This window comes from Micromonospora sp. NPDC005171, assembly GCF_040608575.1.
Taxonomy (GTDB): domain Bacteria; phylum Actinomycetota; class Actinomycetes; order Mycobacteriales; family Micromonosporaceae; genus Micromonospora.
This window is the reverse complement of the sequence record NZ_JBEXIM010000018.1, coordinates 39,239-63,304: the sequence shown is the minus strand read 5'-3', so window position 1 is coordinate 63,304 and position 24,066 is coordinate 39,239. Positions and strand designations below refer to the sequence as shown.

Annotated in this window: 18 protein-coding genes; 13 read left to right on the top strand and 5 right to left on the bottom strand. The window is 71.6% G+C overall.

Annotation, left to right across the window (positions count from 1 at the left end):
* The first annotated feature begins 101 nt into the window (after positions 1-101).
* Complete coding sequence (locus ABZU74_RS21190; RefSeq protein WP_355426385.1) at positions 102-869, top strand: hypothetical protein; 768 nt, start codon at positions 102-104, stop codon at positions 867-869.
* A gap of 196 nt (positions 870-1,065) precedes the next feature.
* Complete coding sequence (locus tag ABZU74_RS21185; protein WP_355426383.1) at positions 1,066-3,270, top strand: transglycosylase domain-containing protein; 2,205 nt, start codon at positions 1,066-1,068, stop codon at positions 3,268-3,270.
* Positions 3,271-3,276: 6 nt separating this feature from the next.
* Here the strand turns inward: ABZU74_RS21185 and ABZU74_RS21180 are convergent, their stop codons facing one another.
* A complete protein-coding gene (locus tag ABZU74_RS21180; RefSeq protein ID WP_355426380.1) occupies positions 3,277-5,124 on the bottom strand; it encodes a thiamine pyrophosphate-requiring protein in 1,848 nt (615 codons plus the stop codon).
* Between the two features lie 26 nt (positions 5,125-5,150).
* Here ABZU74_RS21180 and ABZU74_RS21175 point away from each other — a divergent pair, with 26 nt between their 5' ends.
* The 3 genes from ABZU74_RS21175 to ABZU74_RS21165 are packed head-to-tail and all read left to right on the top strand — an operon-like array spanning position 5,151 to position 9,501.
* Positions 5,151-6,065, top strand: a complete 915-nt coding sequence (locus tag ABZU74_RS21175; RefSeq protein WP_355426377.1) for an RNA methyltransferase — start codon at positions 5,151-5,153, stop codon at positions 6,063-6,065.
* Between the two features lie 47 nt (positions 6,066-6,112).
* Positions 6,113-7,564: an argininosuccinate synthase gene (argG, locus tag ABZU74_RS21170; RefSeq protein ID WP_355426374.1), complete on the top strand. Its 1,452-nt coding sequence runs from the start codon at positions 6,113-6,115 to the stop codon at positions 7,562-7,564.
* Entirely contained in the window at positions 7,561-9,501 is a 1,941-nt protein-coding gene (locus ABZU74_RS21165; RefSeq protein WP_355426503.1) for a PucR family transcriptional regulator, read from the top strand. The genes argG and ABZU74_RS21165 overlap by 4 nt, the downstream gene beginning before the upstream one ends.
* A 35-nt stretch (positions 9,502-9,536) precedes the next feature.
* Here the strand turns inward: ABZU74_RS21165 and ABZU74_RS21160 are convergent, their stop codons facing one another.
* Positions 9,537-10,889: a hypothetical protein gene (locus ABZU74_RS21160; protein WP_355426372.1), complete on the bottom strand. Its 1,353-nt coding sequence runs from the start codon at positions 10,887-10,889 to the stop codon at positions 9,537-9,539.
* Between the two features lie 82 nt (positions 10,890-10,971).
* On the opposite strand from ABZU74_RS21160, the gene murD reads away from it, so the two are divergent.
* Positions 10,972-12,318 (top strand): UDP-N-acetylmuramoyl-L-alanine--D-glutamate ligase, encoded by a 1,347-nt coding sequence (gene murD, locus ABZU74_RS21155; RefSeq protein WP_355426369.1) that lies wholly within the window; start codon positions 10,972-10,974, stop codon positions 12,316-12,318.
* 33 nt (positions 12,319-12,351) lie between these two features.
* On the opposite strand, the gene ABZU74_RS21150 is transcribed toward murD, so the two are convergent.
* Entirely contained in the window at positions 12,352-13,320 is a 969-nt protein-coding gene (locus tag ABZU74_RS21150) for a hypothetical protein (RefSeq protein ID WP_355426367.1), read from the bottom strand.
* An 87-nt stretch (positions 13,321-13,407) separates the two neighbouring features.
* Here ABZU74_RS21150 and ABZU74_RS21145 point away from each other — a divergent pair, with 87 nt between their 5' ends.
* Together ABZU74_RS21145 and ABZU74_RS21140 are read left to right on the top strand one after the other, a co-directional pair.
* Positions 13,408-14,280: a hypothetical protein gene (locus ABZU74_RS21145; RefSeq protein WP_355426364.1), complete on the top strand. Its 873-nt coding sequence runs from the start codon at positions 13,408-13,410 to the stop codon at positions 14,278-14,280.
* A 33-nt stretch (positions 14,281-14,313) separates the two neighbouring features.
* The gene (locus tag ABZU74_RS21140; RefSeq protein WP_355426362.1) at positions 14,314-15,126 is read left to right on the top strand and encodes a hypothetical protein; all 813 of its coding nucleotides are present in this window, start codon (positions 14,314-14,316) and stop codon (positions 15,124-15,126) included.
* On the opposite strand, the gene ABZU74_RS21135 is transcribed toward ABZU74_RS21140, so the two are convergent.
* Entirely contained in the window at positions 15,110-16,006 is an 897-nt protein-coding gene (locus tag ABZU74_RS21135) for a glutamate cyclase domain-containing protein (protein WP_355426359.1), read from the bottom strand. The two genes, ABZU74_RS21140 and ABZU74_RS21135, sit on opposite strands and share 17 nt — an antisense overlap.
* 239 nt (positions 16,007-16,245) lie before the next feature.
* Here ABZU74_RS21135 and ABZU74_RS21130 point away from each other — a divergent pair, with 239 nt between their 5' ends.
* A complete protein-coding gene (locus tag ABZU74_RS21130; protein ID WP_355426356.1) occupies positions 16,246-17,544 on the top strand; it encodes an aspartate aminotransferase family protein in 1,299 nt (432 codons plus the stop codon).
* Positions 17,541-19,028, top strand: coding sequence for a CoA-acylating methylmalonate-semialdehyde dehydrogenase (locus ABZU74_RS21125; RefSeq protein ID WP_355426354.1), 1,488 nt, complete (start codon positions 17,541-17,543; stop codon positions 19,026-19,028). Before ABZU74_RS21130 ends, ABZU74_RS21125 begins: the two co-directional genes overlap by 4 nt.
* Here ABZU74_RS21125 and ABZU74_RS21120 read toward each other — a convergent pair.
* Positions 19,000-20,463: an acyltransferase gene (locus ABZU74_RS21120; protein WP_355426351.1), complete on the bottom strand. Its 1,464-nt coding sequence runs from the start codon at positions 20,461-20,463 to the stop codon at positions 19,000-19,002. The genes ABZU74_RS21125 and ABZU74_RS21120 overlap by 29 nt on opposite strands.
* A gap of 193 nt (positions 20,464-20,656) precedes the next feature.
* On the opposite strand from ABZU74_RS21120, the gene ngcE reads away from it, so the two are divergent.
* The 3 genes from ngcE to ABZU74_RS21105 all read left to right on the top strand — a co-directional run bounded on the left by ngcE (position 20,657) and on the right by ABZU74_RS21105 (position 23,932).
* A complete protein-coding gene (ngcE, locus tag ABZU74_RS21115) occupies positions 20,657-22,072 on the top strand; it encodes an N-acetylglucosamine/diacetylchitobiose ABC transporter substrate-binding protein (RefSeq protein ID WP_355426348.1) in 1,416 nt (471 codons plus the stop codon).
* A gap of 64 nt (positions 22,073-22,136) precedes the next feature.
* On the top strand, positions 22,137-23,045 hold the full coding sequence (locus ABZU74_RS21110; RefSeq protein WP_355426346.1) for a sugar ABC transporter permease: 909 nt from the start codon (positions 22,137-22,139) through the stop codon (positions 23,043-23,045).
* Positions 23,042-23,932 carry a carbohydrate ABC transporter permease gene (locus ABZU74_RS21105; RefSeq protein WP_355426343.1) on the top strand — a complete coding sequence of 297 codons (891 nt, stop codon included), beginning with the start codon at positions 23,042-23,044 and terminating at the stop codon, positions 23,930-23,932. The genes ABZU74_RS21110 and ABZU74_RS21105 overlap by 4 nt, the downstream gene beginning before the upstream one ends.
* Positions 23,933-24,066: the final 134 nt, after the last annotated feature.

Genomic DNA, 24,066 nt, shown 5'->3' with positions numbered 1-24,066 from the left:
CGCTCCGACGCCTGCCACGATCGGTCCTAGGACGGGTGGTGACCAGGCAATCGGGGCGCCCCGGCGCGTCCCGCACCGCTCGTCGGCGAGCGAGGTGACGCATGAAGGATCCGGCGAATCGGATGTGGTCCTCGGCCCCGGTGCCCGGCGCGCACGACCCGGTCGCCCCGCTGGGCTCCCGGCGCAGCGGTGGTGGGTTCGGCGTACTGCCCTTCGTCGGCGAGCCGACCCCGGGCGCCCCCGCCACGAACGCCAGTTGGGCCTGGTCGGTGCGCAAGTTCGCGCGGGCGGCCGTCTGGCTGCTGCCCGCGTACGCCATCCTCTACGGCGCGGTGGCGATGGCCAGCGACGGAGGGGTCGGCAACGACCCCTATCCGGCCGACGGCCAGGCGGTCTATCTGATCGGTTGGGTGGCCGCGGTCTGGCTCGGACTGCTCGCGTTGCTGGCCCTCACCGGGCTGTTGGCCGCGACCCGCAGCCGCCGGGTGGCCGCCGCCGGGCTGCTGGTCAGCATCGCCGGCACCGTGCTCATGCTGCCGTTCGCCGGGTTCGAAGAGCAGACGCCGGTCTTCGGCACCACCGCGCGGTCGCTGGTCCTGCTCGGCGCGACGTTCTACAGCGCGGGCTGGTTCCTCACCGGGTGGGCGGTGGCCCGCTCGGGCACCTTCAGCCTTGGTGACGGCGTCATGCTGATCATCGCCGCGCCGTTGCTCGGCCTCGGCGGTGCCCTGATCGGCTCGTTGCAGACGTTCGGCGCGATCTTCGTACTGATCGCCGGCATCGGCATCGGCTACCGCTCCGGCCGCCTGATGCCCCGCGAAACCGCGAGAGACGCCGCCTCAGCCAGCCTCAGCACCCCGAACCCGTAGAGGCGTCCGCGCCGGCCCCTCCTCCCGCTGCGGTTGATCATGAAGTTGTTGCGCTCGGCCTCGGCGTGTCGTGGCAACAACTTCATGATCAACGGGGTCTGGCGGGGTGGGGGTTGGCTGGTGGAGTCCGTGAAGTTGCTGACAATTGGCCGGCGAGGGTGGTCGGTTGGCGTTTTTTGTGGCAATCCTGGGTTGCATGGCCGCCCCCCGCTCGCCGCTGTCGCGGCTGTTCACCGTGCTGTTCGCCGGCGTGCTGGCCGGGCTCGTCCTGGCCGTCGCCGCGCTGCCCGGCAACCTGCTGCTCGGGCTCACCGCCCGCTCCGCGCTCGGGTCGTACGCCGCGTTGCCGGCCTCGCTGAAGACCCCGGCCACGCCCCAGCGGTCGTACCTCTACGCCAACGACGGCAAGACGCTGATCACCACGTTCTACGACGTGAACCGCACCGACGTCCCGCTGTCGGAGATCGCCCCGGTCATGCGACAGGCGATCGTGGCGGCCGAGGACCGCCGCTTCTACGACCACGGTGGCGCGGACCTGCGCGGCCTGGCCCGGGCGCTGGTGGTCAACGTCAAGGGCGGCGGCACCGAGCAGGGCGGCTCGACGCTGACCATGCAGTACGTCCGTAACGTGCTCAAGACCGACCCGACCCGCACCGCCGAGGAGCGCGCCGCCGCCACCGACCCCACCGTCGGGCGCAAGATCCAGGAGATCCGGTACGCGAGCGCGCTGGACAAGAGCCTCGGCAAGGACGAGATCCTCGACAGGTACCTGAACATCGCCTACTTCGGCTCCGGCGCGTACGGGATCGCGGCGGCCAGCCAGCGGTACTTCGGCAAACCTCCGGCGCAGTTGACCCTCGGCGAGTCGGCCCTGCTGGCCGGTCTGGTGCAGTCCCCGGACGCGTACAGCCCGATCAGCGGCGACAAGGACGAGGCGCTGGCCCGCCGGTCGTACGTGCTGGACTCGATGGTCGCCACCAACGCGATCACCGCCGCGCAGGCCGCGCAGGCCAAGGCCGAGCCGCTGGCCCTGCACCCCACCGCCCAGCCCAACGGTTGCACCGCCGTCTCCCAGGGCCACGACGACTGGGGCTACTTCTGCGACTACCTGCGCCAGTGGTGGCTGACCCAGCCGGCCTTCGGTGCCACCGTCGCGGAGCGCGAGCAGGCGCTGCGTTCGGGCGGCTACACAGTGGTGACCTCGCTGGATTCGAAGATCCAGGCCACCGCGCAGCAGCAGGCCACCAAGGTCTACGGGTACGACAACAAGCGCGCCCTGCCGATCGCGGCGGTCCAGCCGGGCACCGGGCGGGTGTTGGCGATGGCGGTCAACAGGCACTACAGCCTCGCCGACAACCCGGCCGGGCAGGCGAACTACCCGAACACCGTCAACCCGTTGATCTCCGGCGGCGCCAGCGTCGACGGGTACCAGGCGGGTTCGACGTTCAAGCTGTTCACCATGCTCGCCGCGCTGGAGTCGGGCCGTACCCTCTCCACCGGGTTCGACGCGCCCGCCAAGCTGCCCACCCGGTACGCCGCCGAAGGACCCGGCAGCTGCGACGGCCGCTGGTGCCCGGCGAACGCCAACCCGGACTGGATGGACGGGTACCGGATGATGTGGGACGGCTTCGGCCGCTCGGTGAACACCTATTTCGTCTGGCTGGCCGAGCAGGTCGGCCAGGACAAGGTGGTCCAGATGGCGCAGCGGCTCGGCATCACGTTCCGCGCCGACTCGGACGCCGCCTTCGCGAAGAACAACGCCGCGAACTGGGGTTCGTTCACCCTCGGCGTGGCGGCCACCACCCCGCTGGACCTGGCCAACGCGTACGCCACGGTGGCCGCCGAGGGCACCTACTGCACGCCGGTGCCGGTGGTCTCGGTGACCGACGCGAAGGGCGCGAAGGTGCCGGTCGGCCAGCCCTCCTGCAAGCGGGTCCTGGACGCCGACGTCGCGCGTGCCGCTACCGACGCGGCGCGCTGCCCGGTGGGTCAGCAGTCGGCGTTCGGGCAGTGCAACGGCGGCACCGCCACCGGTGTGAACGACATCCTCGACGGCCGGCCGGTGGCGGGCAAGACGGGTAGCTCGGAGCAGAACTCCACCGAGACGTTCGTCGGCTTCACTCCGCAGGTCGCGGTGGCCGGCATCGCGGCCAACCCGGACGACCCGGCCGACTCGGTGGGATCGGCGGTGCAGACCAAGGTGATCGACGCGGTTGCCCGGGTCATCGCCACCGCGGTGAAGGGCCAGCCGGAGAAGGCGTTCGTCGCGCCCAGCATGGAACTGGCCGGCGAGCCGCGCCGCCCGGTGGAGCGCCCAGCGGTCCCGGACCGCCGGCAGGCCCCCACCACCGAGGACGACCCCCGCTCACCCCTGCAACGCTGGCTCGACCGCCGAGGCTGACGGGCCTCAGCGGTCGCGGCGGCGCGGGCGGTAGCTGGCCACTGTGGCGGGGAGGCCGCGGCGGATGATTCCGGCCCAGTCGGTGTCGCCGCGCAGCACCGCCGCGGCGGTCTTGCGGGCCTGCTCGGCGGTGAAGTGCGGTGGCAGCATCAGCTCGGCCGGGTCGACCAGGGCGTTGATCACCACTGGCCGGTCGGCGGTGAGCGCCCGGTCCCAGACGTCCCGCACCTGCTCCGGTGAGTCGATCAACTCGCCGTGCAGCCCGAGCACCTCCGCCCACTGGTGGTAGGCGATGTCCGGCAACTGCTGGCTGTCCGGGAACATCGGCGTCCCCTCGGTGGAGCGCTGTTCCCAGCTGACGAACGCCAGATCCCGGTTGTTGAGCACCAGCACCACGAAGCGCGGGTCCGCCCAGCTGCGCCAGTACTTCGCCACGGTGATCAGCTCGTTGACGCCGTTCATCTGCATGGCACCGTCGCCGATCAGCGCGACCAGCGGCCGGTCCGGGTGGGCGAACTTGGCGCTCAGCGCGTACGGCATGGCGCCACCCATGGACAGCAGCGTGCCGGAGAGGCTGGCCAGCATCCCGGGGCGTACCTGGATGTGTCGGGCGTACCAGGCGGTGGTGGTGCCGCAGTCGACAGCGAGCAGCACGTCGTCGGGTAGCCGTTCGTTCAGGGTGTGGAAGAGCAACTGCGGGTTGACCGGGTCGGCGGTCTGCTCGGCCAGGTCGTGTTGCACCCGACGCCACGCCGAGGTGGCCTCGGTGATCTCCGCCCGCCAGGCGGTCGGCCCGGGGCCGGGGCCTAGCTCGTTCAGCAACGCCCGCAGCGTGGGGCGGGCGTCGCCGGTCAGGTTCACCTCGGTCGGGTAGCGCAGCCCGAGCTGGGTGCCGTCCAGGTCGATCTGCACCGCGCGGGCCTGCCCGGGCGGTGGGTAGAACTCCGAGTACGGCATGTTGCTGCCCACGATCAGCAGCCGGTCGCAACCGCTCATCAGCTGCCAGCTCGGTCGGGTGCCGAGCAGCCCGATCGCGCCGGTCACCCACGGCTCGCGGTGGTCGACGGCGGTGAAGCCGAGCAGCGCGGTGGCCACGCCGGCCCCGAGCCGATCAGCGATCTCGCGGACCTCGTCGCGCGCGCCGAGCGCACCCTGGCCGACAAGCATGGCCACCCGCTGGCCGCCGCGCAGCACCTCGGCCGCCCGGCGCACGTCCGCCTCCGGTGGCACCGTCGGGGTGCTGCTCGGCGCGTTGCTGGTCTGGTAGTAGCCGTGCGCGTGCGGCGGGTTCGGGACGGCCGGTTCGTCCTGAAGGTCCAGGGGCAGGACCAGGGCGGTGACGGTACGCCGGGCCAGCGCCGTCCGGCACGCCCGGTCGACCAGGTGGCGTACCTGCGCCGGGTGGTCGAGCTGGGCCAGGAACGCCGCGGCCACGTCCTTGTAGAGGGCGAGCAGGTCGACCTCCTGGTAGTAGCCGCCGCCCTCGGCGGTGGTCGCGGTGTGCCCCACCAGGGCGATCACCGGTTGGTGGTCGAGCTTCGCGTCGTACAGGCCGTTGAGCAGGTGGATGGCCCCCGGCCCGCTGGTGACCAGCGCGCAGCCCAGCGGCCCGCCGCCGTACTTGACGTGGGCGGAGGCGGCGAAGCCGGCGGTCTCTTCGTGGCGGACCTGGATGAACTGGGCCCGCCCGTTGGTGCGTTGCAGCGCGGAGGTGAGGCCGTTGATGCCGTCGCCGGGATAGCCGAAGTAGCGGTGGACGCCCCAGCTGAACAGGCGGGACACGATGTGGTCCGCGACGGTCGGACGCCGGGGCAGGGTGCCCGCTTCGCCCGGCGTGGTGTCGTCTGCGCTCACCTGGCTGGTCCTTCCCGTCGAGTCCGATGCTGGCCGGCTCATTCCCCTTCTTCTTCGGACAAAACACCCCGCAGGGCGGGCGTCGAAGCGTGCTGCTCCGCGTCCGGCAGAATCGTCGGGTGCCCGTCCACGAGATCACCGACCCTGACGACGACCGGATCGCCGACTACCGGGCGCTCACCGACGTCGAGCTGCGCACCCGCTGGGAACCGCCGCACGGCCTGTTCATCGCCGAGGGGGAGCTGGTGCTGCGCAGGGCGCTGCGCGCGGGCTACCCGGCCCGGTCGTACCTGGTCGACGCCAAGCGGGTCGACCAGCTCGCCGACCTGGACTCCGGCGACGCGCCGGTCTACGCCGCGACACCTGACGTGCTGCAACGGGCCACCGGCTTCCACGTACACCGGGGGGTGCTGGCGTCGTTCCACCGCCGGCCGCTGCCGACGGCGGCCGAGGTGCTCGCCGCCGCGCGCCGGGTCGTCGTCCTGGAGGACGTGAACAACCACACCAACCTGGGCGCGATCTTCCGGGGTGCCGCCGCGCTCGGTGTCGACGCGGTGCTGCTCTCGCCGACCTGCGCCGATCCGCTGTACCGGCGCAGTGTCCGGGTCAGCATGGGTGAGGTCTTCGCCATGCCGTACGCCAAGCTCGACCACTGGCCCGGGGGCCTGGACCAGGTACGGGAGGCCGGCTTCACGGTGCTCGCCATGACGCCCGCGCCGGACGCCGTACCGATCCAGCGGTTGACCCCGGCGCAGCGTGAGCGGGCGGCGCTGCTGCTGGGCGCCGAGGGGCCCGGCCTCACCGCGGCGGCCCAGGCCGCCAGCGACGTGCGGGTGGTCCTTCCGATGCGCCGTGGCGTCGACTCGTTGAACGTGGCCGCCGCGGCGGCGGTGGCGTTCTGGGAGCTGGGCCGCGACGATCCGCCGTTCGGTGGCGAGTAGAGCGCATCAGCTTGCATGGCCATGCGTTCTATTGCATAATTTTCCCCGTGTCCAAGGTTCTCACCTCCCTGCCCACCGGCGAACGTGTCGGCATCGCCTTCTCCGGCGGCCTCGACACCTCGGTCGCGGTCGCGTGGATGCGCGACAAGGGCGCGATTCCGTGCGCCTACACCGCCGACATCGGCCAGTACGACGAGCCCGACATCGCCTCGGTGCCCGGTCGCGCGCTCAGCTACGGCGCCGAGGTCGCCCGCCTGGTCGACTGCCGCGCCGCCCTGGTCGAGGAGGGCCTGGCCGCGTTGACCTGCGGCGCCTTCCACATCCGCACCGGCGGGCGGGCGTACTTCAACACCACCCCGCTGGGCCGCGCGGTGACCGGCACCCTGCTGGTGCGCGCGATGGTCGCCGACGACGTCCAGATCTGGGGCGACGGCTCGACCTTCAAGGGCAACGACATCGAGCGGTTCTACAGGTACGGCCTGCTGGCCAACCCGATGCTGCGGATCTACAAGCCGTGGCTCGACACCGCCTTCGTCACCGAGTTGGGTGGGCGTAAGGAGATGTCCGAGTGGCTGCTCGAACGCGGCCTGCCCTACCGGGACAGCACCGAGAAGGCGTACTCGACCGACGCCAACATCTGGGGCGCCACACACGAGGCGAAGACCCTGGAGCACCTCGACACCGGCATCGAGACGGTCAACCCGATCATGGGCGTCCGGTTCTGGGACCCGTCGGTCGAGATCCCGACCGAGGACGTCACCGTCGGCTTCGACCAGGGCCGCCCGGTCACCATCAACGGCAAGGAGTTCGGCAGCGCCGTCGACCTGGTGCTGGAGGCCAACGCCATCGGCGGCCGGCACGGCCTGGGCATGTCGGACCAGATCGAGAACCGGATCATCGAGGCCAAGAGCCGCGGCATCTACGAGGCGCCCGGCATGGCGCTGCTGCACTACGCGTACGAGCGGCTGGTCAACGCAATCCACAACGAGGACACCCTGGCGAACTACCACAACGAGGGTCGCCGCCTCGGTCGGCTCATGTACGAGGGCCGCTGGCTGGACCCGCAGGCGCTGATGCTGCGCGAGTCGTTGCAGCGGTGGGTCGGCACGGCGGTCACCGGCGAGGTGACGTTGCGGCTGCGCAGGGGCGAGGACTACTCGATCCTGGACACCACCGGCCCGTCGTTCAGCTACCACCCGGACAAGCTGTCGATGGAGCGTACCGAGGACTCGGCGTTCGGCCCGTCGGACCGGATCGGCCAGCTCACCATGCGCAACCTGGACATCGCCGACTCGCGGTCGAAGCTGGAGCAGTACGCCTCCCTCGGCCTGGTCGGCGGCGGGAACCCGCAGCGGATGATCGGCGCCGCGCAGGCCGCCTCGACCGGGTTGATCGGCGCGATGCCCCAGGGCGGCGCGGAAGCCATCGCCTCCCGGGGCGTCACCTCGGCCGAGGACGAGGCACTCGACCGCGCCGCGATGGAGTTCGGCGTCGACTGAGCCCGGCTGCCCCGAACGCCGGTGGCAAGTCGAGTTCCGACGTCACGGACGGTAGCGTGGCGGCCGTGTTCCCTACCGTCCGTGAGGTCCTCGCCCTGGACCCGGTCCGCCACGGCGCGCCACGCGTGGTCGCCGGCGACGAAGGGCTGGACCGACCCGTCCGGTGGGTGCACGTCGCCGAGGTACCGGACATCGCCACCCTGCTCGGCGGCGGCGAACTGGTGCTCACCACCGGCATCGGTCTGCCCGGGGACGACGCCGGGTTGCGCGCGTTCATCGGCGATCTCGCCGACGTCGGAGTCTCCGGGCTGGTCGTCGAGCTGGGCCGCCGGTACGTCAGCGGGGTGCCCCGGGTGATGGCCGCCGCCGCCGAGCGACGTGGACTGCCCCTGGTGGAGCTGCGCCGGGCCACCCCGTTCGTCCGGATCACCGAGGCGGTGCACGCGCTGATCGTCGACGCGCAGCTCACCGAGCTGCGCGCCACCGAGGAGATCCACCAGCGGTTCAACGACCTCTCCGTCGAGGGCGCCGACGCCACCGAGGTGATCCGACAGGCCGCCGAGCTGTCCGGTTGCCCGGTGGTGCTGGAGAACCTGTCCCGGCAGGTGCTCGGGTACGACCCGGCGGGGGAGAGCGCCGAGCTGCTGCTGGACGGCTGGGAGCAGCACTCCCGACGGATCCGTCCGGCCGGGCGGACCGCGTACGACCCGGACAGCGGTTGGCTCGTCACCACCGTCGGCGCCCGGGGGCAGGACTGGGGTCGGCTGCTGCTGCGCTGGCCGGCCAGCGGCGACGTGCCCAGCGCCCAGGCCATCGAGCCGACCGTTGGCCCGCCCACCCGGCTCACCATCCTGATCGAACGGGCCGCGTCCACCCTCGCGCTGGGCCGGCTGATCCGCCGCGACGCCGAGGGCCTGGAACGACAGATCCACCGCACCCTGCTCACCGCGCTGCTCGACCACTCCCGCCCGGTGGACGAGGTGGGGCTGCGGGCCAAGGCCCTCGGCGTGGTGCTCGACAGGCGACACCTGGTCGGCGTGATGGTCCGGCACCGCGCCGACGACCCCGCCGGGGAGGTCGGCCCCGAGGCCGGCCAGGCCCGGCTACGGGACCTCTCCGAGGCGGTCGGCCAGGCCCTGCGGGAGGCGAAGCTGACCGCGCTCACCAGCGCCGTCGACGACCACTCGGTGGGCGCGCTGCTGGCCCTGCCGGACCCGGCCGCCGAGGACCGGGCACTGTCCGCGTTCGCCAGCGCCCTCCGTCGGGTACGCCTCGACGCCGGCACCGGCCGGGCGGGGCTCGGCGTCGAACCGGCGCGGGCTGCTTCCGGCGTCGACGTGGCCCGTTCGGCGTCCGACTCCTCCCGCGCGGCTCTCGGCGCCGATCCGTCCCGTGCGGCGTTCGGTGTGGATCCGTCCCGTGCGGGCTTCGGAGTCGAGGCCGCTTGGTCGGGGGTCGGCGTCGATCCGCTCCGTGGTGCCGGCCCGGGTGCCGTGATCGTTGCGGCCGGGTCCGGGGTGAGCACTCTGCGAGAGGCCCGGCGCTCGCTGGTCGAAGCGCGGCAGATCGCCGAGGCGGCCCGGCGGGACCGGCGTGACCTGCCGATCTTCCGGCTGCCGCACGTCGGCCTGGCCGGGCTGCTGCACCTGCTGCGCGACGAGCCCCGCCTGCAGACGTTCGTGGAGCGCGAACTCGGCGCGCTGCTGGAGTACGACGCCCGGCACCCCCGGGAACGGCTGCTCGACACCCTGCGCGCGTACCTGGAGCAGGGGCGCAACAAGTCCGCCGGCGCCGCCGCCGCCCACCTGTCCCGGCCGGCTTTCTACGAACGCCTGGCCCGCATCGCCCGCATCCTCGACGTGGACCTCGACTCGGTAGAGGCCAGCCTCTCCCTACACGTAGCCCTACTAGCCCTAGAAGCAGTCCGAACCCCCTAACCCCACCCAACGGGGGGCCGGGGAGGGGGAGGGGGTCAGGCTCCGAGGGCGTTGAGGGCTTTGGCGTAGGTGGGGGGGATGTGGTTGGGGCCGCCGGGGGTGAAGACGTCGGACGTCGCCACCGCGGACCAGGCCGTCTCTGGGACGGCGTCGACCAGGGCTTGGACCACCGGGGCGTCGCGCCACTGGTCCTGCTCGGCGAGCAGGCCGAGGGCCACCACCGACTCCTCGACCTCGCCCACGCACTCGAACGGCTTGTGCCCGTCCACGCCCAGCAGCTCCCGGTAGCCGGGGATCTGCTCCGGGTCGGCCAGCAGGTCCCCGCCGAAGATGTGGGTGACCCGCTCCCGAGGCATGAACGGCGCCATGGCCAGGAACACGAACCGGCACTTCGGGCAGTCACGACACCAGCGCTCACTCGCGTCGCGCAGCTTGAACGCCTGGTTGCAGCTGGTCACCACGTCGTCGTACCGGGTGAACTCGGCGAACAGCCGGGCGATGTGCAGCTCGGACAGCGAACGCAGCAGGGAGAAGTACGGGTCGGTCAGGCCGGCGTGCTCGGCCAGCGACGCCCGCAGCAACCCCTCCGCCTCGACACCCTTGGACCACTGGTGGTTGATCTCGTGGCCGTCCCAGACCAGGTTCGGGTCGGACGCCGAACGCTCGTTGGACATCACCACCGGGCCCAACCCGTGCAGGACGGCGGTGGCCACCGCGATCAGGGAGTTGATGGCGGTGACCGGGATGTGCCCGTTCAACGCGCCGGCCGCGTTCAGGTCGAACAGCACCGGGTCGATGCGCCGCCGGGCGGCCAACGGGACCAGCCCGGACGCCTCGTTGACGGCGACGATCACGTGGTTCGGGTTGACCGAGAACGGCACCGGGTCCAGCTCGGCTCGGCGCAGCGCCTCCAGGCTGACGATCGAGTCCTTACCGCCGCCGACCGCCGAGAGCGGGCGACGCTCCGAGTCGTCGTACACCCGGGGAGACTCCGGCGTCCCGGCCGGCACCTCCGGGCGCAGCTCGAGCACGTGCGGGAGTTGGTTGCGGTACGCGAACTCCGCGAGGCCCTTGGTGTAGACGGCCGTGGCGTAGTCGACGGTGGCTGCGCCCAGCGGCGCCGGCAGCACGAGTCGGGGCGGCGCGGCGGCCTTGTAGTAGCTGACCCCGGCGACGACGTGCAGCACCTCCAACACCCGGTTGAGGGTCGCCACCGTCTCGTCGGAGGGCGGCTCCGCCGGCAGCGGAAGTGTGATCACCTCGGTGAACCGCTGCTCACCGGCCGGGCCGGTCAGCGCGTAGTCGAACAACACCTCGCCGGTGGCGAAGTCGATCGAGTAGGACGGGAAGGTGAAGGCGTCCATCCGCCGGAGCTGCTCGTTGGGCACACGCCATACTAGGCCCTGGTTCGTCCGGCCGTGTCCGGACCGGGCCCGCCCTGCCGCCGCCGTGACCCCCGAGGAGAGCCCCGTGCGCCTTTCTGACCTGCGCGGACGTACCGTTGCCGTCTGGGGCACCGGTCGGGAGGGCCGGGCCGCTGTGACCGCCATCGCCGCACACGGCCCGGCCGAGCTGGTCGCCGTCGACGACAGCGCGAACTTCCTGTCGCTGCCCTGGGACGGCCCGCTGGCCGAGGCGGCGCCGCTGGTCACCGGCGAGGCGGGCTTCGAACGACTGGCCGCCGCCGACGTGGTGGTCCGCTCCCCGGGCGTGCCGCAGACCCACCCGTGGCTGGTCGAGCTGCGCCGTCGCGGGACCCTGGTGACCCAGGGCACCGCGCTGTGGATGGCCGACCACGCCGCGCGCACCGTCGGGGTCACCGGCAGCAAGGGCAAGAGCACCACCTCCAGCCTGATCAGTCACCTGCTCACCGCGATGGACCGGCCGAACGTCTTCGGCGGCAACATCGGGGTGCCGACCCTGGACCTGCCGGACGCGGAGCTGTACGTGCTGGAGCTGTCCAGCTACCAGTGCAGCGACCTCACCGACTCGCCCCGGGTGGCGGTGGTCACCGCGCTCTTCCCTGAGCACCTGGACGCGCACGGTGGGGAACGGGAGTACTACCGCGACAAGCTCAACCTGCTCGCCCACGACCCGCAGGCGATCGTGGTCAACGGGGGCGACCCGCGGCTCGCCGCGGAGCTGGGTGAGCTGCCGGCGGTCCGGGCCGGTCGCCCCGATACCACCCACGTCGCCACCGGCGCCGACGGCACGCAGTGGTTCCACTTCGGCGACCAGCCGCTCTTCCCGCGTGCCGTGCTGCCGCTGGTCGGCCGGCACAACGAGGGCAACCTCTGTGTCGCGCTCGCCGTGCTCGACGCGCTCGGCGTGGACGTGGTGGCCGGCAAGGACCACCTCGCCGTCGCGGTCGCCGAGTTCCAGGGGCTGGCGCACCGGCTCACCGAGATCACCGACCCGTCCGGGCTGACGTTCGTCGACGACACCCTTGCCACCAGCCCGTACGCGGCCATGCACGCCATCGACGCGTACGACGGACGGCCGTTGACGGTGATCGTCGGGGGCAACGACAGGGGTCTGGACTACACCCCGCTGGCCGAGCACCTGGCCGAGCGGGAGCTGACCGTGATCGGGATTCCGGACAGCGGCGCCCGCATCGTCGAGGTGCTCGCCGGCCTGCCGAAGGTGCGTACCGAACTGGTCGACGACCTGGTGGACGCGGTCCGGCTGTCCCGGGAGGTGACCCCGGCCGGTGGGGTGGTGCTGCTGTCCCCGGCCGCGCCCAGCTACGGCCGGTTCCGCAACTTCGAGCACCGCTCCGAGGTCTTCGCCCAGGCCGTCGCCGACACCGCCCGTTGAGCCGGGATCAGCGGCGGGTCAATACCAGCGAGGTCAGTGCGGGCGAAGGCCGGCGTGCAGGGCGCGCATCGAGCGGATCGCCGACCGGATCTCCTGGAGGTAGCGCCCCGGCGTGAGGGTCTGCTCGGGCAGCACCGCCAGGTCGGCCAGCGTCGGGTTCACCCCGACCGTGTCGATGGCGCACCCGTACGGCAGGGCCAGCGTGCGCAGTGCGTCGCAGTGCTGGAACGGCACGTAGATCGGCGCGGTGACGATCAGGACCTGGTCGCCCGGGGTGAGTCGGACGTGGCCGGCCCAGAACCGCTGGGTGTCGGCGGTGTGCGCGCGTCGCTGGTCCGGTTCGCTGGACGGCGCGGCCAGCACCCGGATCGGGGGCAGTCCGTCCGGTCGGTAGGTCCGCGACGACCAGGAGTGGTGCGGATGGCCGGCGTCGACGCCGTCCTGCTCCGCCGGGGCTGTCACCTCGAACACCCGGCGGACGGCCGTGTCCAGCACGTCCACCTCGGTGTCGTCGGCCGGCAGGCCCGCGTCGGCGAGCGTGCGGCGTTCCCACTCCGACAGCTGCCGGAAGCTGCCCAGGACGGCGACCTCACCGCTGACCGGTAGGCCGGCGCGGAGCAGGTGCGCGGCGTACCCGACACGGCGTACGCAGGCGTGCGCCAGGCCGCCGAGCACCACCAGGTGGGCGTACGCCGACCGGGCCGGTGGCACCGCGTGGATCAGCCCGAGCGCGGCAGCCGCGTCGAGCACACGTGTCGCGGTCACCGGGTCGAGGTCGGGCTCCCGGGCGTCCGACCGTTCCCGGCCGCCGCGGAAGTCCCAGTGGTGGGCGGAGAAGTCGTCGAGGAAGCGGAGCACGTCGGTGAGGTCGCCGTCGGGCCAGGTGCCGCCGAAGTGGGCGACCAGGTCGCGGAGCGGGGTGGAGCAGACCCAGGCCCGGACCTCCGCCGTGATCCGCTCGTCGTCCGTTCCGCGCGACGGCGCCGCGTCCGCTCTGTGCATCTGCCGGATGCTACCGGCCCGCTGCGACGGCACCTGCGGTTGTGGTTGCTGTCTACGCTGGCGGGAGCGGCTGATTGGGGGATCTCGATGAACCGTGACGTGGCCCGTCAGCGGTTACGGGAGGGCGGCGGTTCCAGCGCGGGCTTCGTCCGGCTGCTGGCGCACACCGACCCGGTGGCGTTGGTCGGCATCACGCTGTCGGTCACCCTCAGCATCGTGCTCGACCTCAGCAACGCCGCCTCCGGGGTGGAGTCGCTGTTGGCCGGCCTGATGGGCATCACCATCTCGCTGTTGGTCGACTCACTGGCCCGCGCGGAGCGCCGCTTCCACCTGCGCACCCTGTTGGACGGTCCGCCCTGGCTGGTCCGCACCACCACCGAGCTGGCCGGGGCCATGCGGGAGGCGGCCGAGCAGCACGCGGGCACCCGGGTCGCGGTGGAGGCGCAGCGGCGGTACGAGCAGTTCCGGTTGGAGGCCGAGCAGCTCGCGGACGGTCGGATCATCCGGCGCGGCGACGAGGACGAGGACCTGGTCGGCGCGACCCGCACCTGCGTGCAACGGTTGGATGGGTTGACGAATGTGATGCCCCGGGTGAGCGGGGAGTTGAGCTGGTGGCGCAGCGAGATCGGCCGGCGCTACTGGGAGGCCAACGTGGAGGCCCTGCAACGGGGCGTCCAGATCACCCGGGTCTTCGTCTACGCCACGCTGACCGAGGAGTTGTCCGCCCTGGTGCAGAAGCAGCGCGCGGCCGGGGCCCGGGTGGGTCTGCTGCCCCTCGGGGTGGTCAGTCCGCACCTGCACGTCAATTTGACAATCTGGGACGGGTCGAGCTGTTGGGAGGCCCACATGACCGCGCACGGCGAGATCGGCGAGAATCAGTTCTCGGTCAACCGGACGGACGTCGCTCGGCTCACCCGCGTGTTCGACAGCTGCGCGAACGCCGCGACCTTCCAGGACTGACGGCCCCCCAACCGGGGCGGGAACGGGTGAGCCATGACGTGGAGCGCGGTAGTGCTGGTGACGGCCGTGGTCTGGGCGGTCAGCGTGATCCGCTCCGTCCGGCTTCGCGCGCTGGTCTACAGTCTGCCGCTGCCGATGACGCTCGCACTGGTCACCACCGACTACCGGGTGGCCGGCGCGCAGTTGCTCGGCGTGCTCGGGCTCAACCTCTTCTTCGTCATCGTGGCGGTCACCCACCAGCGGTGGCGTTGGCCGATCCTGCTTGCCGACATCGCGGGGATCGCCGGGTACGTGGCGCTGAGCGCCGGCCTGTTGGCCGTCGACATCCCGTTCGAGGTGGCCCTCGCCGGCACCCTCGTGCTCTGGCTGGCGACCATTCTGTGGTTGCGTCGTGCCCGCCGACGGGTCGCTTCCGCTGCGGCGGAGGCGGTCGCCGTCGCGGAGACTCGCCCGGACGGGTTGCCGGCGTTGCTCAAGCTGGTGGTGATCTTCGTCGGGGCGGTCCTCACCCAGCTGCTCGGTGCCGTGCTGCGCGGCATGGTGGTGACCTTTCCGTACTCGGGGGTGCTGGTCGCCGTCGAGGCCCGCCGGCAGTTGGCCGAGTTCAGTCGACACTTCGCCCGCAACAGCCTCGCGCTGGTCGGCTTCCTGACCGCGTACCACTACCTTCAGGACGTCTCGTCGGTCGTGGCGTTGGGCGCCGGCTGGGCGACCTTCGCGGTGGTTGCCGTCGCCCTGCATCTGCCGTTGCGTCCCCGCCGGGTTGCCCAGGCGCGAGCGGCGAGCCGCCCGCCGAGGGCATTGCGGCCGGCGACCGAGCCACCCACCCCTACCGGTCGGCCCTGACCAGTTCGGCGATCGCGGTGAGCGGTTCGGTGTACGCCTGCCAGTCGAGGCCGTCGACGCTGAGCGTGGGGCGGCGGCGCACCCCGTCCACAGCGCCCGCCCGCACCATCGCGGTCAGCAGGTCGTACGACCAGGTGGGCGCCAGCAGCGTCCGCAGCTCGGGCACCTCGGGCCGGAGCAGCGACAGCGCGCCGACCAGTGCGGCGGCGGCCCAGTTGGAGGTGCCGCCGACGATCAGCGCGTCCGCGCCCACCACGCACCGGATCCGCTCGCCCGAGGCGACCACCCGTCCGATCAGGTCCGCCGGCAGCCGGCCCATGCCGAGTTCGTTGCCCCCGTCGCCGATGCCGATCCGGTACGCCGATCCGGCGGTGTAGAGCCGGTCCAGGGGTGCCGTGTGCGCGCCGATGTCCTCGCCGCGCATGTTGCGGGGCCGACCGTCCACCCCGGGCCCGACCCGTTCGCAGGCGATGAGGTGGGTCAGCCGGCCGTACTCGGGCAGGCGGGCGGCGGCCCACTCCTGGTAACCCCGCAGCGGCGCGACGTCGACCGGCAGGCCGGGCGCGGCGGCGGCGACGGCCGCCTCGACCACCGGGGCGCAGGGCTCGTCGGTGAGGAGCCGGCACCGGCCATTGAGCAGGCGCAGGGCGGCGGCGATCTGGACCGCGCCGAGCGGGCCGTCGGTCTCCGCGGCGGGTGGCTCGGCACCGGGGATGAAGAACCCGGTGAAGACCGCGGCGTCGGGCGCTCCGGCGGCGGCGAGCGACCGGGCGGCGGCCAGCAGTCCACCCGCGGCGGGCGCGGCCAGCGCCTCGCTGCCCCGGCCCACCTCGCGCGCCGCGACGCGCTCCAGTTCGGCGATCGTCTCTTCGATGCGCACCGTGTGCCTCCCCGGCGACAGTGGACCGACCCAGGGTAACGGTGGGCGGCCATGCTGCGGATCGAGTGGATGGAACCCACGAGCGCTGCGGAAATCAGTGGTCGATCCCGATCATGGCCGTGGAAACCGTTGACGTGCTGTCAGCTGGCGACGTCCTTGCGCTACAGGCTGACAGTTGTTCGCGTCGGCCGGCGGTGGGAGCGTGCGGTATCCACGATCGCCGCTGAAGGGTTGCCACGATGACCGACGACCTGCTGGCCCGGCACCGGGCCGTGCTCCCGTCCTGGATGCCCCTCTACTACGACGAGCCGATCGAGCTGGTGTCCGGCTCGGGCCGCCGGGTCACCGACGCGCAGGGTCGCAGCTACCTGGACTTCTTCGGCGGCGTGCTGACCAACATGATCGGGTACGACATCCCGGAGATCCGGGAGGCGGTCGAGCGGCAGCTCGCCACCGGCATCGTGCACACCTCGACGCTCTACCTGATTCGCCAACAGGTGGAGCTGGCCGAGAAGATCGCCCAGCGCTCCGGCATCCCGGACGCCCGGGTGTTCTTCACCAACTCCGGCACCGAGGCGAACGAGGCGGCGCTGCTGGTCGCCACCAACCACCGTCGCTCGCACCAGATCCTGGCCGTGCGCAACAGCTACCACGGCCGGTCGTACGCGGCGATGGGCGTCACCGGCAACCGCAACTGGTCGGCCAGCGGCCTCAACCCGCTCCAGGTGGCCTGGCTGCACTCAGGTGACCGGGTGCGCGGTCTGCTGGCCCGGCTCAGTGCCGAGGAGCAGGTCGACGCGGCGGTGGAGGACCTGCGCGAGGTGTTGGCCACCCAGACCGCCGGGGACGTGGCCGCGCTGATCGCCGAGCCGATCCAGGGCGTGGGCGGTTTCGTGCACCCGCCGGACGGGCTCTTCGCCGGTTGGAAGAAGGTCCTCGACGAGCACGGCATCCTGTTCATCGCCGACGAGGTGCAGACCGGCTGGGGCCGTACCGGGGAGCACTTCTGGGGTTACCAGGCGCACGGCGTCACCCCGGATCTGCTCACCTTCGCCAAGGGCATCGGCAACGGGTTCGCGCTGGCCGGTGTGGTCGGCCGGGCCGAGGTGCTCCAGGCGGTGCCGGCGATCAGCTTCTCCACCTTCGGCGGCAACCCGATCTCCACAGCCGCCGGCAACGCGGTGCTCGACTACCTGATCGAGCACGACCTGCAGGCGAACGCGGCCCGCGTCGGCGCGATCCTCGCCGACGGCCTGCGGTCCGCCGTGGGCGGGCTCGACTGCGTCGCCGAGGTACGCGGAAAGGGGCTGATGCTCGGCGTCGAGTTCGTCCGGCCGGGCGGCAGTGAGCCGGACCCGGCGCTGACCAACCAGGTCTTCGAGGCGTGCCGTTCCGGTGGCCTGCTGGCCGGCAAGGGCGGTCTCTACGGCAACGTGCTGCGGATGGGTCCACCGTTGACGTTGACCGAGGAGGAGGCCCGCGAGGGCCTGGCGATCCTCGTCGACGCGATCCCTTCGGCGGCGGGGGTGGCGGCATGAGCATCGGTCACTTCATCGACGGTAAGCGGGTCGGCGGCACGTCGCAGCGGCACGGCGACGTGTTCGACCCGGCGACCGGTCGGCGTACCGCCGCTGTCGAGCTGGCCTCGGCCGCGGACGTCGACGTCGCGGTGCAGGCCGCCACCCGCGCCGCGCGGGCCTGGCGGGACGCGTCGCTCGCGAAGCGGTCGTCGGTGCTGTTCGCGTTCCGGGAGTTGGTGCACGCCCGCCGGGACCGGCTCGCCGAGGTGATCACCGCCGAGCACGGCAAGGTGCTCGCCGACGCCGCCGGCGAGGTGCAGCGCGGTCTGGAGGTCATCGAGTACGCGTGCGGTCTGCCGTCGGCGTTGCGCGGCGCGTTCAGTGAGAACGTGTCCACCGAGGTCGACTCGTACACCATCCGGCAGCCGCTCGGGGTGGTCGCGGTGATCTCCCCGTTCAACTTCCCGGTGATGGTGCCGTTGTGGTTCGTGCCGGTGGCGGTGGCCTGCGGTAACGCGGTGGTGCTCAAGCCGAGCGAGAAGGATCCGAGCGCGGCGTTGCTGCTGGCCGAGTGGTTCGCCGAGGCGGGCCTGCCCGACGGGGTGCTCAACGTGGTCAACGGCGACAAGGAGGCGGTCGACGCGTTGCTGGAGCATCCGGAGGTGCGGGCGGTGTCGTTCGTCGGCTCCACCCCGATCGCCAGGTACGTCTACCAACGTGGCACGGCCGCCGGCAAGCGGGTGCAGGCGCTCGGTGGGGCGAAGAACCACATGGTGGTGCTCCCGGACGCCGACCTGGACCTGGCCGCCGACGCGGCGGTCAACGCCGGGTTCGGCTCGGCGGGGGAGCGGTGCATGGCCATCTCGGTGCTGGTGGCGGTGGAGCCGGTGGCGGACGCGCTCGTCGAGCGGATCGCCGCGCGGGTGACCGGTCTGCGCACCGGCGACGGCCGACGGGGCTGCGACATGGGCCCGCTGGTCACCGCCGCGCACGCGGCGACTGTGCGCTCCTACGTGGACGCCGGTGTCGAGGCCGGCGCGGTGCCGGTGGTGGACGGGCGGGACGTCACGCCGGACGGCGACCCGGCCGGGTTTTGGCTCGGCCCGACGCTGTTCGACCGGGTGACCCCGGACATGTCGATCTACACCGACGAGATCTTCGGGCCGGTGCTCAGCGTGGTCCGGGTCGACTCGTACGACGAGGCGGTGGACCTGGTTAACGCCAGCCCGTACGGCAACGGCACGGCGATCTTCACCAACGACGGCGGTGCGGCCCGGCGCTACCAGCACGAGGTGGAGGTGGGCATGGTCGGGATCAACGTGCCGATCCCGGTGCCGATGGCGTACCACTCGTTCGGCGGCTGGAAGTCGTCTCTCTTCGGTGACCTGCACGCCCACGGCGAGGACGGGGTGCGCTTCTTCACCCGGGGCAAGGTCGTCACCAGCCGCTGGTTGGATCCCCGGCACGGCGGGGTCAACCTCGGGTTCCCCACCCAGACCTGAGCAGTCGCAGCACGCCCGCCCCGGCCAGGTACGCCAGCAGCGCCGGGGCGGGTGTGCCGAGCGGCTCCGGGGCCTGCTGCGGTGTGGTGCTGTTGACCAGCAGCGCGGCCACCACGGCGGCGTAGCCGGCCACCGCCAACACCGTCCGGGCCGGGGTGCCCCGACCGGTCCGCCGCCCGGCGCGGTGCCGGCCGCTGCGCGCCTCCACCGGCCCGAAGATGGCGACCAGCACCACCAGGACGGCGCTGAGCAGCAGCAACCAGGGCACCCGCCAGGCCCACCAGGCAGCGGTGCCGACCGCCGGGGTGGGCAGCGTGCCGACCGCGTCGAGCAACCCGATCAGCAGGATCGCGGCGGTCAGGTGCCAGAGGAAGACGGTCAGCACCACCAGGTTGACCCCGATCACCAGCTGCCACGGCCGGGTGCGGCGCAGCAGCCGCTCGGCCGGGCCGCGCAGCAGCAGGATCACCCCGAGCTGGCCGGCGGCGACGGCCAGCAACGCGAGGCTGGGCGGCGCCGCGTTGTCGAGCCGCTCGTCGGGCACCTTGAGCATGGCCACCGGCCAGGGGCCGAGCACGGTGAGCAGCAGCACCGCCGCCAGCCCGCCGGCCAGGAACGCCAGGGCGGCCCGGCGGGAGGTGGGCAGCCGCTGTCGGCGTACCCCTGGACGGTCGGGAGCCGACGGCCCGGCGGCGTCGGTCGCCGCCTGCGGTGGCGCGGTCTGACCGGTGGCGTCGGTCGCCGCCTGCGGTGGCCCGGTTGGACCGGCGGGTGGGGGCACGGCGCGGGTGTCATGCCAGGCGAAGCCGAGCTGGTGGACGGCCAGCCAGCCGAACAGGTAGTTGCCGTAGCTCAGCTGCTCCGGCCCGGTCAGCCGGCCGAGGTCGCCCAGACCGACCAGGGCGACGAGCGCCAGCGGTACGGCGAGGCCGAGCCGGCGGTGCAGCGCGTACATCGGTGGGGTGAGCGCGACCGCCGCCAGGTAGGCGACCAGGAACCAGAGCGGAATGGTGGCGAACCAGAAGACCTCGCGGATCTGGGTCGGGTCGGCGCCGCCCAGCCGGGCGGCCGCCGCCGCGGCGGTGAGCACCAGCAGCAGCGTGCTGGTGGGGCGGACCAGGCGGGCACTGCGGTCGATCAGCCAGCCGGCGGCGTCGCCGCCGCGGGCCCGCAGCCGGGTCAGCGAGGCCGCGTTGGCGTAGCCCCCGACCAGGAAGAAGACGGGCATCACCTGGGCCAGCCAGGTGAGCGGGTACGCCCAGGGCAGGTCGCCGAGCGCGGAGTGCCCGGTGGCGCGCCCGGCGGCGTCGCGCCCGATCACCGCGACGCCCCAATGTCCGAAAACGACCATGATGATGGCGAGGGCGCGGAGCAGGTCGACATACCGCTCCCGCCCAGCCGGGGTGCGCTCGGCCAACTGGCGCAGACGGCGCATCGCCTCAGGCTAGGCGACCCCGCGACGGCTGGTGGTGATAACGGTTCGACCGTCAGGACTTGAAGTCCGGGCCCGGCTGTCGTAGAAATTCTTCAGCAACAGAGCATGAACTGAAGAGAATCACCGCCCCTCGCGCGGCGAACGCCTCCCCCCACAGACCGGCGATCCGCCCGACCCGACCCGAGGAGAACCCATGAACAGGCGTGACATCCTGCGGCGCAGCGCCGCCGCCGGCCTCCTGGCCACACCCGCCGCCGGCCTGCTGTCCGGCTGTGCCACCGGCGGTGGCGGCGACAAGAACGATGCCGAGACCTACCAGGGCACCAAGAGCGCGGAGAACCCGCTCGGCGTGAAGGAGGACGCCCCACTCGAGGTGGTGATCTTCGGCGGCGGGTTCGGTGAGGAGTACGCAAAGGCCCACGAGGCCATGTACACCGAGAAGTACCCGAAGGCGAAGATCAAGCACTCGTCCACCCAGGAGATCAGCAAGACGCTCCAGCCGCGCTTCGTCGACGGCTCCCCGCCGGACGTGGTGAACAACTCCGGCACCGGCCAGATCGACTTCAACGGCCTGGTCAGCCAGAACGCACTCGCCGACCTCGGTGAGCTGCTCGCCGCCCCGAGCCTCGACGTGCCCGGCAAGACGGTCAAGGACACCCTGCTGCCCGGTGCGGTCGAGATCGGCTCGTACGACGGCAAGTTCCTGGTGCTCAACTACACCTACACCGCCTACGGCATCTGGTACTCCAACAAGCTGTTCACCGAACGCAAGTGGGAGTACGCGAAGACCTGGGACGAGCACATCGCGCTCTGCAAGCAGATCAAGGCCGCCGGCATCGCCCCCTGGACGTACGCCGGCCTGCACCCGCGCTACATGAGCTGGCCGCTGATCTCCACCGCGATCAAGCTCGGCGGCCCGTCGGTGGCCCTCGCGCTCGACAACCTGGAGCCGAACGCCTGGAAGTCCGACTCGATGAAGGCCGCGGCCGACGCCTGGCACCAGATCGTCAAGGACAAGTACATCCTGGAAGGCTCGCCCGGCCTGGACCACAAGCAGTCGCAGACCGCCTGGTGCCAGGGCAAGGCCGCCTTCATCTCCTGCGGCTCCTGGCTGGAGAGCGAGCAGAAGGACGTCACCCCGGCCGGATTCAACATGACCATCGCGCCGACGCCGAGCCTGGGCAGCGGCGACAAGCTGCCGTTCGAGGCGATCCGGGGCACCGCCGGTGAGCCGTTCCTGGTGCCGGCCAAGGCCCGCAACGTCGCCGGCGGCCTGGAGTACTTCCGGACCATGCTCTCCAAGAAGGGCGCCCAGGACTTCACGAAGAAGGTCGCCAGCCTCACCGTGGTCGCCGGCGCCAGCGAGGGCGTCGAGCTGCCGTACGGGCTGAACACCGTGGTCAAGGCCCTCGACGCGTCCGGCGCCAACGGCTTCAACTGGGTCTACAACAACTACTACCGCAAGTTGGAGCGCAACCTCGTCGACGCCGCGTGCGGCGAGTTCTTCAGCGGCCGGATCGGGCCCGCGGAGTTCCTCGAACAGTGCCAGAAGGGCGCCGACTCGATCGCCCAGGACAGCTCGATCAAGAAGTACAAGCGAGCGGCCTGACCGCCCGGCCGGTGGGGGAGACATCCGCCTCCACCGGCCGTCCCCCCTCGGAGAGGTCCTTCTCGTGAAACATGGCAAGTGGCCGCTGATCGTCACGTTCCTGGTGCCGCCGGTGCTGCTGTACGTGTTCTTCGTCGTCTCGCCGTACCTGCAGGCGTTCCAGATCTCCACCACCGACTGGCTCGGCTACTCGGCCGACGCCAACCCGGTCGGCCTGGCGAACTTCAAGACCCTCTGGCACGACGACTACGTGTGGAACGCGCTGAAGAACAACGTGATCCTGCTGGCCCTGGTACCGGTGCTGACCATCGTGCTCGGGCTCTTCTTCGCCACCATGCTCGCCATGGGCGGGCGCAAGGGCAGTGCCGGCGTCACCGGCGTACGAGGCGGCGCGCTCTACCGCACCGTCTACTTCTTCCCGCAGGTGCTCTCCGTGGTGATCATCGCGTTGCTCTGGAAAGAGGTGTACCACCCCAACCAGGGGCTGCTCACCAGCGCCGCACACGCTGTCGGCCTGCCCGCGCCAACCTGGCTCGGTGACCCGGCGACCGCCTTCTGGTGCGTAGTGGCGGTGATGGTCTGGAGCAACGTCGGCTTCTACGTGGTGCTGTTCGGCGCGGCGATGTCGGCAGTGCCGAAGGAGATCTACGAGGCGGTCCTGCTCGACGGCGCGTCCCGGTTCACCACCCTGCGCCGGGTCACCCTGCCGCTGCTCTGGGACACCGTCCAGGTCGCCTGGGTCTACCTGGCCATCTTCGCCCTGGACGGGTTCATCCTGGTGCAGCTGATGACCAACGGCGGGCCGAACTTCTCCACCGACGTGATCGGCGTACGGATGTACGACACCGCCTTCGGCAGCGAGACCAAGTTCGGCTACGCCTCCGCGATCGGCGTCGTGATGTTCTTCCTGACCCTCTCGGTGGCGGTGCTGTCGCTGCGCATCGGCCGGCGCGAACGGATCGAGTACTCGTGACCACTCTGGATCAGCCCACTGCCACCTTGGTTGTCAGCCGGGACCGCCCGGTGCGCCGGGAACTCGGCGTGGCCAACGCCCTCTCGCACGGCTTCCTGCTGCTCTGGGGCCTGCTCACCGTGCTGCCACTGCTGTGGATGTTCATCAGCTCGTTCAAGACCAACGGTGAGATCCTCGCCGACCCGTGGGGGCTCCCCGGCGCGCTGCACCTGGACAACTGGGCGCGGGCCTGGACCGGCGCGCACATCGGCAGGTACTTCCTCAACAGCCTGGTGGTGGTGGCCGGCTCGGTCAGCCTCACCATGCTGATGGGCGCCACCGCCGCGTACGTCTTCGCCCGGTACGAGTTCCGTGGCCGCCAGGTCGTCTACTACCTGTTCGTCGGCGGCCTGATGTTCCCGGTGTTCCTCGCCCTGGTGCCGCTCTTCTTCGTGGTCCGCAATGCCGGCCTCTTCAACACCTGGCTCGGGCTGATCCTGGTGTACGCGGCCTACTCGCTGCCGTTCACTGTGTTCTTCCTGACCGCCTTCTTCCGGACTCTGCCGACCTCGGTGGCGGAGGCCGCACTCGTCGACGGCTGCGGTCACTTCCGGCTCTTCTTCCGGGTGATGCTCCCGATGGCACGTCCGGGACTGATCAGCGTGGCGATCTTCAACTTCCTCAGCCACTGGAACCAGTTCCTGCTGCCGCAGGTGCTGTTGCAGGGCGACGAGTCCAAGTGGATGCTGGCGCAGGGGCTGTTCGCGCTCTCGGTCAGCCAGGGCTACGCCGGTGACTACGCCCGGCTGTTCGCCGGACTGAGCATCGCGGTGCTGCCGGTGCTCGCCGTCTACGTGGCCTTCCAACGGCAGGTGCAGGCCGGCCTGACCGCAGGGCAGCTCAAGTAGGCTCCGTTTCTGCCTCCTCGCCATCGTGCCTGCAGCTGCTCTCCGTACCTTCGACGACCGCGACGGCACTGGCATCGTCCTCCAGGTAGTCCAGGTCTGACCGATTCCGATCAGTCGCCGGTGCACCCATTCGG

Coding starts and splice junctions, on each gene's coding strand:
- ABZU74_RS21175 (WP_355426377.1), top strand. CDS start 5,151: ATGCTGGCCGGCTCATTCCCCTTCTTCTTCGGACAAAACACCCCGCAG.
- ABZU74_RS21145 (WP_355426364.1), top strand. CDS start 13,408: ATGAACCGTGACGTGGCCCGTCAGCGGTTACGGGAGGGCGGCGGTTCC.
- ABZU74_RS21150 (WP_355426367.1), bottom strand. CDS start 13,320: ATGCACAGAGCGGACGCGGCGCCGTCGCGCGGAACGGACGACGAGCGG.
- ABZU74_RS21190 (WP_355426385.1), top strand. CDS start 102: ATGAAGGATCCGGCGAATCGGATGTGGTCCTCGGCCCCGGTGCCCGGC.
- ABZU74_RS21185 (WP_355426383.1), top strand. CDS start 1,066: ATGGCCGCCCCCCGCTCGCCGCTGTCGCGGCTGTTCACCGTGCTGTTC.
- ABZU74_RS21130 (WP_355426356.1), top strand. CDS start 16,246: ATGACCGACGACCTGCTGGCCCGGCACCGGGCCGTGCTCCCGTCCTGG.
- ngcE (WP_355426348.1), top strand. CDS start 20,657: ATGAACAGGCGTGACATCCTGCGGCGCAGCGCCGCCGCCGGCCTCCTG.
- ABZU74_RS21120 (WP_355426351.1), bottom strand. CDS start 20,463: ATGCGCCGTCTGCGCCAGTTGGCCGAGCGCACCCCGGCTGGGCGGGAG.
- ABZU74_RS21140 (WP_355426362.1), top strand. CDS start 14,314: ATGACGTGGAGCGCGGTAGTGCTGGTGACGGCCGTGGTCTGGGCGGTC.
- ABZU74_RS21125 (WP_355426354.1), top strand. CDS start 17,541: ATGAGCATCGGTCACTTCATCGACGGTAAGCGGGTCGGCGGCACGTCG.